This is a genomic window from Acinetobacter puyangensis (genome assembly GCF_900096995.1).
GTDB lineage: Bacteria > Pseudomonadota > Gammaproteobacteria > Pseudomonadales > Moraxellaceae > Acinetobacter > Acinetobacter puyangensis.
The window spans coordinates 327418-341066 of the sequence record NZ_OANT01000002.1 but is presented as its reverse complement, the minus strand read 5'-3'; the positions used below and the strand labels follow the sequence as shown (position 1 = coordinate 341066).

Annotated in this window: 14 protein-coding genes and 1 tRNA gene; 4 read left to right on the top strand and 11 right to left on the bottom strand. The window is 39.6% G+C overall.

Translation table 11 applies throughout. From position 1 onward, the window contains the following. Positions 1-51: 51 nt before the first annotated feature. From CRO21_RS06035 to CRO21_RS05995, 9 genes are all read right to left on the bottom strand, one after another. Positions 52-1932 (bottom strand): M48 family metallopeptidase, encoded by a 1881-nt coding sequence (locus CRO21_RS06035; RefSeq protein ID WP_097078418.1) that lies wholly within the window; start codon positions 1930-1932, stop codon positions 52-54. A 97-nt stretch (positions 1933-2029) separates the two neighbouring features. Further along, a complete protein-coding gene (purF, locus tag CRO21_RS06030; RefSeq protein WP_097078417.1) occupies positions 2030-3574 on the bottom strand; it encodes an amidophosphoribosyltransferase in 1545 nt (514 codons plus the stop codon). A gap of 27 nt (positions 3575-3601) precedes the next feature. Continuing rightward, complete coding sequence (locus CRO21_RS06025; RefSeq protein WP_097078416.1) at positions 3602-4186, bottom strand: CvpA family protein; 585 nt, start codon at positions 4184-4186, stop codon at positions 3602-3604. Between the two features lie 15 nt (positions 4187-4201). Continuing rightward, entirely contained in the window at positions 4202-5218 is a 1017-nt protein-coding gene (locus CRO21_RS06020; RefSeq protein WP_097078415.1) for a quinone-dependent dihydroorotate dehydrogenase, read from the bottom strand. A gap of 96 nt (positions 5219-5314) precedes the next feature. Continuing rightward, positions 5315-5812: a type II secretion system protein GspM gene (gspM, locus tag CRO21_RS06015; RefSeq protein ID WP_378234937.1), complete on the bottom strand. Its 498-nt coding sequence runs from the start codon at positions 5810-5812 to the stop codon at positions 5315-5317. A 2-nt stretch (positions 5813-5814) separates the two neighbouring features. Then, positions 5815-6963 carry a type II secretion system protein GspL gene (gene gspL / locus CRO21_RS06010; RefSeq protein WP_097078414.1) on the bottom strand — a complete coding sequence of 383 codons (1149 nt, stop codon included), beginning with the start codon at positions 6961-6963 and terminating at the stop codon, positions 5815-5817. Positions 6964-6981: 18 nt separating this feature from the next. Continuing rightward, positions 6982-7443 (bottom strand): phosphohistidine phosphatase SixA, encoded by a 462-nt coding sequence (sixA, locus tag CRO21_RS06005; protein ID WP_097078413.1) that lies wholly within the window; start codon positions 7441-7443, stop codon positions 6982-6984. A 42-nt stretch (positions 7444-7485) separates the two neighbouring features. After that, positions 7486-8568 carry an NAD(P)H-dependent glycerol-3-phosphate dehydrogenase gene (locus tag CRO21_RS06000; protein WP_097078412.1) on the bottom strand — a complete coding sequence of 361 codons (1083 nt, stop codon included), beginning with the start codon at positions 8566-8568 and terminating at the stop codon, positions 7486-7488. A 119-nt stretch (positions 8569-8687) separates the two neighbouring features. Beyond that, positions 8688-9263: a nitroreductase family protein gene (locus CRO21_RS05995; protein ID WP_097078411.1), complete on the bottom strand. Its 576-nt coding sequence runs from the start codon at positions 9261-9263 to the stop codon at positions 8688-8690. Positions 9264-9461: 198 nt separating this feature from the next. On the opposite strand from CRO21_RS05995, the gene CRO21_RS05990 reads away from it, so the two are divergent. Next, positions 9462-9833 (top strand): hypothetical protein, encoded by a 372-nt coding sequence (locus tag CRO21_RS05990; RefSeq protein WP_097078410.1) that lies wholly within the window; start codon positions 9462-9464, stop codon positions 9831-9833. 24 nt (positions 9834-9857) lie between these two features. Here the strand turns inward: CRO21_RS05990 and rhlB are convergent, their stop codons facing one another. Further along, positions 9858-11009 carry an ATP-dependent RNA helicase RhlB gene (rhlB, locus tag CRO21_RS05985; protein WP_097078409.1) on the bottom strand — a complete coding sequence of 384 codons (1152 nt, stop codon included), beginning with the start codon at positions 11007-11009 and terminating at the stop codon, positions 9858-9860. A 116-nt stretch (positions 11010-11125) separates the two neighbouring features. Continuing rightward, positions 11126-11338 (bottom strand): cold-shock protein, encoded by a 213-nt coding sequence (locus CRO21_RS05980; RefSeq protein ID WP_087620004.1) that lies wholly within the window; start codon positions 11336-11338, stop codon positions 11126-11128. Between the two features lie 371 nt (positions 11339-11709). On the opposite strand from CRO21_RS05980, the gene CRO21_RS05975 reads away from it, so the two are divergent. The 3 genes from CRO21_RS05975 to CRO21_RS05965 all read left to right on the top strand — a co-directional run bounded on the left by CRO21_RS05975 (position 11710) and on the right by CRO21_RS05965 (position 13598). Next, positions 11710-11785, top strand: a tRNA-Glu gene (locus tag CRO21_RS05975). A gap of 86 nt (positions 11786-11871) precedes the next feature. After that, entirely contained in the window at positions 11872-12783 is a 912-nt protein-coding gene (locus CRO21_RS05970) for a LysR family transcriptional regulator (RefSeq protein WP_097078408.1), read from the top strand. A gap of 221 nt (positions 12784-13004) precedes the next feature. After that, complete coding sequence (locus CRO21_RS05965; RefSeq protein WP_097078407.1) at positions 13005-13598, top strand: nitroreductase family protein; 594 nt, start codon at positions 13005-13007, stop codon at positions 13596-13598. Positions 13599-13649: the final 51 nt, after the last annotated feature.

Genomic DNA, 13649 nt, shown 5'->3' with positions numbered 1-13649 from the left:
ATCAAAACTTTAGTCTGGCAAGTACCAAAAAATCAAATGCTTAATTAATCATCATAAAATCAATAAACTACTTTGTTTTAACATTCGATTGACCACTTCCTGTGTTTCAAAACCTAAGCGCCAATACAGTAACTCCAATACATCTAATTCATCTTGCGTAATTACTCTCTCAGACCAAAGTTCATGTTCAATTACACTTAATAAATATAGTTTTTCTCGGACTAGCAAGCCTGAAATCAAACGTAAACTATTAGAAAGATCCAGTGGTTGATCTGTAATTGCAGTATAATGTTGCAGCTCATCATGCATCAATATACGTTTAAGTATATTATGATGAATTCTTAATTGATTATGACTATTGATTTGCTGTACATGCAAGATCGCATCAACCAGATGCACAATTGCTTCGGTACAGTGCTTTCTGGAAACAATTAAGGCATCGTCCAGCATATTTTGTGTCGCCTTTACGCGTTCCAGTAACAAGCAATCGAGTAAACCAATCTCACCATCTGCCTGAATAATTTGTGAAATACGATTTAGAAATTGTCGACTGGCAATGGTTGGCATATTATCGATATGTCTAAGTGCTTCATAGAAAACCTGTATATGCACCCGTCCATCCAGTTTTAATAAAGCCTCTATAATGGCTTGACTGACCTGTGCATCTTCGGGGATAAACTCTCGATATTGTCGAATCATAAAGATCGCAACAATGACCTCACGACACCCTGTTGCAGTTTGCATGGCTCTTAATAACAGTTCCGGACGTTCCATTGATTGTCGAATTTCCGGACTTAATGCCCTTACGGCATCTTTTGTTGTAAAGCTAATCGGAGATAGCCTTAAATAAGGACGTTGCTGAGGCAGTTGCCAATGCTGTGCATCTAATGCATCGAGTAAAACCTCTTCATTGGTTGGCAACAATAATTTTGAAATCAGATTTTGCCAGTTTATTTCCGAAGGTTTACTTTCTCCCACTGCAATCCGGCTAAAATTTGGATGTAAATAATTAATGCGGCGGCTTAAAGATGGATGAATCTTAAACCAGCTTTGTTCACTCAAGGCATTCGCAAAGCAATAATGTGCAATCGATTCACCATCAGTACGATAGATATGTGAACCTTGATCGTGTACGTATATCCTTGTCAGCGCATGCAATAAATATTGCTGATCAACCAGTTCACATGCAGCTAAATCGGTTTTGAATTCACGATGATAAAAAATAATAAATTTTAAAATCCGGCTGGCAATTACCCCTAAACTGCCAAGTAGCCAGATAAAGCCACCTAGTGCTACATAGATTGCAGCAAAGATGCTATCAATCAATAAGGTTTTATGTTGTGTGCCCCGTACAATAAAATAGCTACCTAATTGACTAATCAGTAAAAATCCTGCTAAAAACACTTCAAGTTGGGTATGTTCGATATAGTCCTTTGCTATAATATGGCTATATTCATGCGCCAGCATACCCTTTAATTCATTCTGATTCATGGATTGTAAAGCACCCCATGTCAAAATAATGCTGACATCTTTTTCTGCATAACCCACAGTTAAGGCATTAATCCCCAGTTCTCGATCAAAGACATAAAGATGTGCAGGATAGACATTACAACTTTCTGCGAGTTCCAGATTAATTTTAAATGCCAAAGCTTCTTCTGGTACACAATTCACAAGTTCAATTTTTTTTGCCTGATGATATTTTGCAATGCGTTGTCCATTTTTTTGATAAGACCACGATTTAAATAAAGCAGAACCTAAAATAAGAATCAGCATCAAGATCACAACAATCGGACTGAGTATATGCCACCAGATGGATTGTGTCTGATCAAAGAAATGAACGATTAAACCAAAAATTAAATTAAGAATAGCTGTTACTGCCAGAGTAACAATCAAGAAGGAAAGAAATAATATTGTGATATTTTTTTTGGGCATTACGATCCTAAATTTCTTTTAAAATATTTTACTCCATTTCCTTTAATTTTTTGTCAATAAGATGAAGTGAATCAATCACTTCATCTTAAAACAAAGATTATGCATCTTCACGAATACCGGTTAAATCTACAGAAGCTGCATCGACATTGACATCAATATAGTTATCTTTAGACTTTTTCGCAATATCATTTCGATTTTTCTCAAGACGTGCCAGATAATTGGCATCGATCCCTTCAGTTACATACACACCATCAAAAACTGCACAATCAAACTCAGTAATATCAGGAACTTTAACGGTACGAACAGCCTCTTTTAGATCTTCCAAATCCTGAAAAATCAAACGATCTGCACCAATAATCTGACGAACTTCTTCGACAGTTCTGCCTGAGGCAATTAATTCAGATTTGGCCGGCATATCAATACCATAAACATTCGGATATTTGACCATGGGTGCTGCCGAAGCAAAATACACCTGTTTTGCACCCGAATCACGCGCCATCTGAATAATTTCTTCACAAGTGGTACCGCGTACAATTGAGTCATCTACCAGCAAGACATTTTTGCCTTTAAACTCCAGTTCAACTGGGTTTAATTTCTGACGTACTGATTTTTTACGTTGCTGCTGTCCCGGCATAATAAAGGTACGACCGATATAGCGATTTTTCATAAAGCCTTCACGGAATTTAACACCCAGCGTATTGGCCAATTCCAAAGCAGAGGTACGACTGGTATCCGGAATCGGAATCACCACATCAATATTATGTTGTTTGCCCCAGTCACGCAAAATTTTATGTGCAAGTTTTTCACCCATTTTCAGGCGGGCTTTATACACTGAGATACCATCAAGTGTAGCATCCGGACGGGCAAAATATACATATTCAAAAATACATGGGCGATATTTCGGATGTTCGGCACATTGCTTGGTAAATAGCTTGCCATTGGCATTAATAAAAATGGCTTCACCAGGTTCGATATCACGTTCGACTTTAAAGCCTAGTGCTGTAATTGCAACAGATTCTGATGCAATAATATATTCTTTTTCGCCAGCTTCGGTGGTACGTGAACCATAAATCAATGGACGAATTCCATTCGGATCACGAAAACCTACCAGACCATGTCCAGTGATTAATGACACCACACCATAAGCACCTTTACAACGCTCATGCACACGGGTTACGGCACCAAATACATCATGTTCACTTGGATCAACCCTGCCACATTTTTGCATTTCATGGGCAAACACATTTAACAAGACTTCAGAATCAGAATCTGTATTGATATGACGAAAATCAGCATTAAATAAATCCTTATGGATTTCAGCTGCATTGGTCAAATTACCATTATGCGCCAAAGAAATACCGTAAGGAGAATTGACATAAAAAGGTTGTGCTTCTGCACTACTTGAAGATCCTGCTGTCGGATAACGCACATGGCCAATACCATAATTACCGAGTAATGCACGCATATGACGGGTATGGAATACATCACGTACCATACCATTATCCTTACGTAAATACAGGCGACCTTCGTGACAAGTAATAATCCCTGCCGCATCTTGCCCACGATGTTGTAACATCGTTAAAGCATCGTACAACAATTGGTTTACAGGTGATTTACCAGCGATACCAACCACACCACACATAATGACCTCGCAGACCAGCTAGGGAGTTTACTGAAATGGATTATCAACCTGACTTTTGTTGTCAGTCGTTGAGTTTTGCATTATAACACCTTGACTGTGATTATTCTTATCAGATTGTTGATTTTCGAGCTTGTCAGTCGTTATTTGTACAAATTCTTTAGAGTAAGCTGTAGCAGGTGCTGCATAAGGCATCAATAAAGCAATCATTTTTGAACTTTTCCAAGTTTTACTTTCGGCAAACCATGGATCCAGCGTATGAATTAATACCAGAAATACCACCAGACTTTTTGCCAGGCCAAAACTGCCACCTGCCAGACGATTCAGCCATGATAATTTTAATTTTTTAAACACCTGATGCAGAAAATAGCCGGCAATCCAAGTTAGGAAAATCACCAGCATAACTATGACAGCAAAAGCCGCAATTTTTTGTACCGTAATATCATCGGTTAACAATGCCATCCAGGGCTGTACTTGTTCATTATAACGAATTGCCAGAATCAGCGCCAAAACCCAGCCGATCAAATTCGCCAGCGCATGAATTAAGCCCTGTCTTAAACCGTTTATACTGCTCAACAGTAACAATACCAAAATGACGAGATCAATGTTATTCATCGTTTAATATGTGCATTAGACGGAATGCATGGTTTTTACACAGTCTGCAATCAAATTAGGACCTGTATAAATCAATCCACTATATAACTGCACCAAACTTGCGCCAGAGGCCTGTTTCAAGGCAGCCTGATCACCGGATAAAATCCCGCCAACACCAATTAAGGGAATGCGGTCCTGCAAGATTTTGGAGAATTGTGTCAGGCAATGCGTACTTTTTTTGAAGACTGGTTCGCCGGATAGACCACCCTGTTCTTCAGCATGTTTTAAACCTTCAACCCCTTCACGACTTAAGGTGGTATTGGTCACAATCAATCCGTCAATCTGGAATCTTAATAATTCGCCCGCAATAAACTCAATGTCTTCATGTTCCAGATCAGGCGCGACTTTCAACACCAATGGTACATAAAAACCATATTTTTCAGCCAGTTCCAGCTGTCTATTCTTTAAGGTGTCAAGCAATTCAGTTAATGCATGACCACTTTGTAAACTGCGCAAACCTTTGGTATTTGGTGAGGAAATATTTACCGTTACATAAGAAGCATATTGATAGACTTTATCAAGACAAATCAGATAATCTTGAGTGGCATTTTCAACTGGTGTATCGGCATTTTTACCAATATTAATCCCTAATACGCCTTTGTATTGGGCAGCTTTTACATTTTCCACCAGTTTGTCAACGCCATCATTATTAAACCCCATACGATTAATGATTGCTTTTGCTTCAGGCAAACGGAATAAGCGAGGATGCGGATTACCCGGTTGTGGACGTGGTGTAATGGTACCAATCTCGATAAAACCAAAGCCTAACGCAGCCAAGGCATCAATATAATCACCGTTTTTATCCAATCCGGCTGCCAATCCCACTGGATTCGGAAAAGTAATACCCATACAAATCAAGGGTTTAAGATATTGTTTGTAGGTGGTTTGAATGAAGCCTAATTTATAGGACGTTTTTAATGCAGACAACGTCACCTCATGGGCACGTTCCGCTTCAAGTTTAAATAAAATAGGACGAGCTAAAGAATATAACATACCGTTTAATCAATAATTTTTGGCGTCAATGCTTTAATTATACGCTAGGCGAATGCTAAAAGGTATGCCTATTCATCAATATTCAGGACAACGAATCTATTGAATTGTTGCAATTAGTTTAATGACCCCATCACTTTGCTTCTGCATATCCATGGAAACAATGCTCAGTCCTTGCTGTGCAAGCTGGGTCAAAAAATTTGCCAGCACTGCATAATTCTGATGAGAAGTGGTGAGTTTAATCTGATTTTGATTATCCTGACTTTGTACACTTAGTCCTTGTTGCTGGGCAACACGCTGGACTTTTTCAGCTGCTGTTAATGCATCGGTACTTTCTGTCGACAGTTGTACGGCATTGGTTTGCATCCAATGAATAGTATCTTTTAACTCGGTTACTCTCTGTTGTTGTTTCAGGGCAGCCTGATGGGGAAACCATAACAAAGATACGATTGCTGCAACACTGAGAAAAAGTGCCAGAACAATGACTGCAATGCGTTCACGCGGCTGCAATTGATCCAGATAGTCTTCCACAAAAACCACAAGCGTATTCAAACGCCCACTCAGACCATTCAACATATTTGTTATGCGATTTGCCATCGTTATTGCACCTTTACCAAACCAATGACATTGCTGCCCTGATTACGTATTGCACCCAATTCCACTGCAAAACCTTGCTGTTTGAATTGCTCTGTCAAGCGAGTTAACACATCACTATTACGGGCGATTAAACTTAAATTTAGGACATTGTCCTGATAAGTGACTTGTTCTGCTGCAATATTGGCTTGTTGTAAAATGGGTCCAACCCTGCTAATTAACTGCAATACCTGACGATCGGCCGCAGCATTGCTACTTAATTTGGACTTAAAATTACTGTTTAAATTTTGCTCATTGATACGGCTTTCATTGGGAAACCACTGTTTATATTGATCAATTGCCAATTGTGCAGTTTGATTGGCAATGGACTGATATTTCCACCATTGCAAAGTATCATAAGTCACTTGCGCAATCACAGCCAGACACAATATTGCAGCACAAGCCTTCCAGTAATTCGCCCCGGAATTCTGTTTACGTTTGGTTTTTAACAAAGCATTGAAGGGATGTTGTTTAAAACGTGAAATGTTGATTTTATCCAGTGCAAGTACACGATAATCCACATCATCACCTATAATGGCTTTGACTGAAGCAGTCAAACCGTCATCTAGCTGATATAAATTGGCGATATTTACTGTCACTGGCAACTGTGCAAGTAAGGTGACATCATCAAAAGACCAGCCACGATAAAGCGACCAACGTACTAATTTTCGATCAAAAATCTGTGCAATATTACAATTGTCTTTATCGGGAACAGGCACAAGCAGAAAATCCGGTAATAATGCCAATACATGCCATGGCAACAATGCCAGACTTTTTTGATAGGTTTCCCGTGTCATTTGTGACATGGCCATAAAATTGACCTGATCATCATGAAAATCATGAAAAATCGCCAGATGATCAATCGGATCGATAGTGTATTCTTCAATTAAATAAGCAACACCCTGCTGTCCCAACTGTTTATACTGTGCCCGTGGCAGCGCCTGGGTAAAAAATTGTGCGCTTTGACTCGGGAAAAATACCACACAATCGATGCCTTTATATAAAATTTGCACAGTTTGAATGAGTTGATCTATAGAGTCCGCAACTTGCCATGCCCCGTCATCCAGTTGCCATAACCACTGTCCTTGTCCCTCAGGCATCGCTAGATATAACATTTTAATTCCTTCGTTTTTTTAATTTTGAACATGCGGTACAAAACGTGCTTTTTCCTGAGAAAGTCCAACCATAATCACAGGATGTTCAAAAACTCTGGCTTCTGCCAATGCAAAGCCTTCTGGAACATCTTCGGTTAATAATGCTGCGATATAGGCCACAATATTCATATGACAAACCACAACCACTGTTTCCTGGGTTAAATTTGAGAGCCATTGTAGCGCAGGCGCAGCAGGATCATCAGGCGTAATATCCTTATAGACTTGCATCGGCACATTTGGGAATTTTTGTTGTATATGGGCCAGTGTCTGTTGCGCCCGGATATAGGGACTGACCACAAACAAATCCGGCTGAAAATTCTCGGCAATATACTGTGCAGTCAACGCTGCCTGTTGATGACCTTTGTCTGTTAATTGCCGAGCAGAATCCAGACCACTTCGGTTTGGATCTGCTTCCCCATGACGTACCAATATCAAGCGCATAAATGATCAAACTCTCCAATAATATTTTATTTTAACAAATAATTATGACAATTGTTGATGTGGCAAAACAAATTCCACATCACTGCGATTACCATTTTTCATCAAGGATAAAGCGACATTAAGCGGCGGCGCGTGTTCAAAAATCACTTCATATAATGCACAGGTAATCGGCATATACACATCCAGTTCCTCGGCACGGGCACGGACTTGAACAATGGTATTAATTCCTTCCGCTGTTTGCCCCAATTCCTCAACTGCCTGTTGTAGCGATTTACCCTGCCCCAATGCATAACCGACCTGATAATTACGACTTAAGGGACTATTGCAGGTTGCAAATAAATCACCAACACCAGATAAGCCTAGGAATGTTAGCGGATTGGCACCCAGTTTTACCGCAAAACGACTCATTTCTGCCAAAGCACGGGTAATCAACATACTTTTACTGTTTTCACCGACGTTATATGCAGCCCCCATGCCCATGGCAACCGCATAAATATTTTTTAATGCCCCGCCCAGCTCCACACCATGCACATCATCACTGGCGAAAACCCGGAATAATGCACTATGCAAAGCATGTTGCACTGCGACACGCAATTGTTCGGAATGACTGGCGATGACCGTTCCTGCCGGCATACCCTGCATGATTTCCTTGGCAAGATTTGGACCTGACAATACACCGTAAGGCACTTCAGGCAATTCCTGACGAATAATATCACTCATAAAGTAAAAGGTATCTTTCTCAATGCCTTTGGTTAATGACACCACAACCTGCGCAGTGATCATTGGCGCAATTTGCTGCACCACATGTCGAAAGGCATGACTAGGAATTGCAATCAGGATAATGTCACGATCCCGAATGGCCAGTTCAAGATCAGAAACCACCTTTAAACTTTGCTCAAGCGTGAAATCTGGTAAATAGCGTTTATTGACCCGACTGTTCTGAATTTCTGTTGCAGAAGCAGCATCACGAATCCACATCATGGTATCGCAACCATTACGAGCGGCTAAATTTGCCATTGCAGTACCAAAACTGCCGCCGCCAAGTACAGTCACACGCAAATGCGGTTTTGCCTCTGGCTCCAATCCTTGTTCCTGAACAATTTCTGTAAAATTTGCTTGAGACACGAGTCAACCTTTCCAAAATCATTAAATAATAAAACTTGCACCATCTCGCCAACAACACAATGCTTAAAAATCCACACACTGACAGATGACTTTGTGAAAAATAAGTACATGAACAGACATTATGCCTGCCATTGAGTTAAAAATTCTGATACAGCAAGTTTTTGACGGGGCGCAATTGCTTTGGGCGAGGTACCAATATACACCAAACCGGCAATTTCATCTGTGACATTACAGCCTAAAATTCTTTTAAAATGCGCAGACTCAGCCACTGCTCCAGAACGCCACATGCTTGCAAAGCCCTGTGCTTGTAACACCAGAAGTAGATTTTGAATGGCTGCACCACAACTTAATACCTGCTCATAGTGTGGCACTTTCGGATGTGGATGATATTGCATGACACAAACCAGTAATAACGGTGCTCTTAAAGGATGGTGTTTGACACGCTCAAGTTGATTCTCATCAGTTTCACCATCTTCACGCAAACTATGCGCAAGTAGCTCTCCAAAAGCTGCGCGCTGCTCTCCCTGAACCACAATAAAGCGCCATGGATGCAAACGATGATGATCAGGTGCTGTTAAGGCTGCCTCAATTGCGAGTTCCAATTGTGCTGGTGTCGGTGCCGGTTCGACAAGATGGCCAATTGACTGGCGACTGTTAATGAATTGTACAACCTGTTCGGTGGTTAAATCCTGCATCTTATATATCTTTCATAAATGATTCCCTGTGCAATGTATCATAGCAAAAATATGAAGAACACAAGATAAGTGTGTCTGATTTTGTCTAAACAGAAAAATTTCAAAACAGATAAGTTACAGTTTTTCCATATTTTATTTTTATGCTCAGGCTATGATAAACAAGTATCAAGAAAATGAATTTACAGCTGAGATGAGAAAATGAAAAATACGATTAAACCGATAATGATCACTTTATCAATCTGTGCGGCCATCGGATTGACCGCCTGTGCAACACAACCCACATCAAGCCTTGCTATTCAAAAAGAAAATAATCAATACCAAGTGACAGGTATTGGCAAAAATAAAATTACCGCACAAAACAATGCCGTCAAAGCAGCACAAAATACGTGTAAACGAGGAACTGCACCGGTGGTCAGCAATGAATCAACTCAATATAATGGTGTGGTCGATGAAAGCACAGGCAAAATCATTAATCAGGCTGGCTCAATTGCCGGTGCAATTTTAGGCAAAGACGTCAATATTAGTCAGGATACCGACTATAATGTTACTTTGGATTTTTATTGTAAATAAGCAGTTATAACAACACATTGAAGGCTAGCAATAGCCTTCAATCCGAGTAAGAGGCAATTTTTGTCCAATTGCTTTTTCAATATTTGGCAAATTAAATCCATCATCTTCAGATAGAAAACTGATACTGATGCCTTGTGCGCCAGCACGACCTGTACGGCCAATACGATGCACATAATCATCTGATTGTTCAGGCAAAGTAAAATTAATCACATGGGATACGCCATCCACATGAATGCCTCGACCCGCAACATCGGTTGCAATCATGATGGTCACTTTACCTTTTTTAAAATTATCCAGCATTTTCAGACGCTTGTCTTGTGTAATCTCACCTGACAGCATGCCAACTTGATAGCCATCTGCTTTTAAACGATCATATAATTTTCTGACCTGATCACGACGATTGGCAAAAATCATGACTTTTTCGATCGGTTCATTTTTCAGCACATCTTCGAGCAAGCGATATTTATCCTGATTGGACACCATGTAAATCCGCTGTTCCACATCGGCATTGGTTTTCTTTTCTGGTTCAATTTCAACAGTAATCGGCTGATGCAGCCATTGATACGCCAGATTCAATACATCAATATTAAATGTTGCAGAAAAGAATAAGGTCTGACGAGATTCTTTAGGCGGTGCATAACGAATAATGCGCTTGATTGCAGGAATAAAACCCATATCCAGCAATCGATCTGCTTCATCAATCACTAGAAATTCAAGTTGATCCAGCCAGATTTCTTTTTGTTCAACAAAATCGATTAAACGCCCTGGTGTTGCAACCACAATATCGACATAATCGCTGGCCAATTGCTGTTTTTGTTTGTCAAAGTCCACACCACCCAACAAGGTCACAAGATGCAGATTTGAAAATTTTGTCAGAGACTTCGCATCTGCCTCAATTTGTAAGGCAAGCTCTCGTGTCGGTGCAAGAATCAATGCTCTCGGTTCACCCCGGTAGCGTTGTGTCTGAATAGGATTATTCAATAAATCATTAATCACACTAATCAGGAAAGCAGCTGTTTTACCTGTTCCTGTTTGCGCCCTTCCTATTGCATCATGCCCAGCCAAAGTAAATGTTAAAACCTTTTGCTGTATAGGGGTCATTTGCGTGTAACCTAAAGCATCAATTGCCTGCTGAAGCTCGGGGTGCAAATTTAAAGCATCAAAGTCACAAACCATAATGTTGATTGTCTATCCAAAATACGAAAATAATATTATATATAAAACTAATATACATACAAAAAACGCCTCAATAAGAGCTATCAAGGCGTTTTCTCATTACTCAATTTCAAAAATTAATCTACAGCGCGAACTTCTTCTGCTTGTAAACCTTTTTGACCTTGTGCAACTGTAAATTCTACACGTTGACCGTCACGTAAAGAACGGTGACCATCAGATTGAATCGCACGGAAATGTACGAATACATCTTCACCGTTGCTGCGTTGGATAAAACCAAAGCCTTTAGTATCGTTAAACCACTTTACAACACCTTGTTCACGTGCTGACATAACAATTCCTCATCGATTTTTTAATAAATAAGGAGGCACAGGTGTTGCTAACAGCAGAGAAACACGAAACAAAAACAGTGTTGTTTTCTTATCTATCGTTGTCATTCTGAAAAACTTTCAACATCAACCTATCCACATCCATTAGTAATTTTGATTTATATATTATGCCCTAGAATTAAAGCAACAATTGTATAAATCCGTACATTACAATCTTAGCTTAACACGCTACTTCAAAGATTGATACTTATTTTTTTAAGGAATTTTTCATAACCTTATCTATTATCTTGATACAACTGACCCACTTGCAGCATATATTAATATTTTAATTGACAATAAATTTCACTCTCTGTACTATACGCACACCTCGCAACGTCCCTATCGTCTAGAGGCCTAGGACATCGCCCTTTCACGGCGGTAACCGGGGTTCGAATCCCCGTAGGGACGCCATCATCTGCTTTGCATCAGCGCTTCTTCCTTTATTTTTTTTAAATTTCAGTTACAATTAATTTCCTGCCCAGATCTATTTTTCTTAAATGATTTCACATTTTGATGATTTTTATTGCTTTGCTGTCGTGGTTGAACATGGTGGCTTTAGTGCAGCAGAACGCGCAACAGATATTCCAAAATCCAAACTTAGTCGTCGAATACTAAATCTGGAGCAATATCTAGGCGTTCGCTTAATTCATCGCAATTCCCGGCAGTTTTCTGTCACTGATATGGGAATGAAAATCTACGAACAAGCAAAAATCATGTTGAATGCAGCACAAGCTGCACAGGACATCGTACATAAACTTAGTGAAACACCTCGCGGAACGGTAAAAATCAGTACACCAACCTCGATTGCACAACATGAACTGGCAAAAATACTGCCCAATTTTTTAAAACAATATCCAGAAATTCAGATTCAGTTATTCATTAGCAATCGCAGATATGATGTTATTAATGAGGGAATTGATATTGCATTGCGAGTACGTAGTCAACTTGACAACGATACCGGACTGATCGTACGACGATTTGCCAAAATTCAACAACATCTTTGTGCCAGTCAAGCCTATCTCAATCAATTCGGTACGCCTCGTCATCCAGATGAATTAGCACAACATCGTTTATTAAGCATGATGGAACATGTGATCCGGCATGATCTGGAACTCAATTCAAATCATGGTGAATCCTTTAAAATTAAAATTGAACCACATGTATTAGGTCTGGATTTTGTGATGCTGAATCAACTGGCCAAAGAGGACTGTGGAATCGTATTACTGCCCGATTCCATCAGTGCAGATGCCATTCAATCGGGTGAACTGGTTTATGTATTACCAGAATGGCATGCTCCACATGGTATTTTCCACATGGTTTACCCAAGTCGGCAAGGTATATTACCCGCAGTAAAAGTTTTTATCGATTATCTGGTTGAGCAATTAACCGAAACCGATCACATCATTTAAACCTGTATATGATTTAGAATGTGGCTCAATTTCAAGTCATCGATTTTCGTTTCAATTTTAGAACAATCCATCTTAAATCTAAGGCTAACACTGCTTTTAAGTTTTAATTATACTGAACCACAAGATTGAAAACTTATGCATGTACGGGACTATCATTTTATGATCGTATATTCATAAGCCTTTATTTAACTTTACAAAAATTTCGAAAAGAGGAAATCAACATGTCATTTATTGATCATATTAAAAAACGTCGTACAATCTATGCAATCGGTAAAAATATTCAACAAACTCCGGATCAATTAAATGAAGTTATTCAGACGGCTGTTAAATATGCGCCTTCTTCATTTAACTCGCAATCCTCTCGTGTGGTTTCATTATTTGGTGACTCCCACCATAAATTCTGGGAAATTGTACGTGAAACCTTAAGAAAAATCGTACCAGCCGAAGCTTTTGCTGCAACCAATGCAAAAATTGATAGCTTTTCTGCGGGCTATGCCACAGTTTTGTTCTATGAAGATCAGGCAGTAATTGAAGGCTTACAAAATCAATTCCCTGCTTATGCCGATAACTTCCCGGTTTGGTCCGAACATTCCACAGCAATTGCACAATTTGCAGTTTGGACTGCCCTGTCTGAAATTGGTGTAGGTGCATCATTGCAACACTACAATCCGATTATCGATGAAGAAGTGGCACAAACCTTTGATATTCCAGCAACCTGGAAATTACGTGCACAACTTGTGATTGGTTCAATTGAAGCTCCGGCTGGTGAAAAAACCTTTATTGCCGACAGCGAACGTTTTAAAACATTTAACTAATTTTCAGTTTCTTTATCGAAAAAGCGCATCCAAATTGATGCGCTTTTCTCT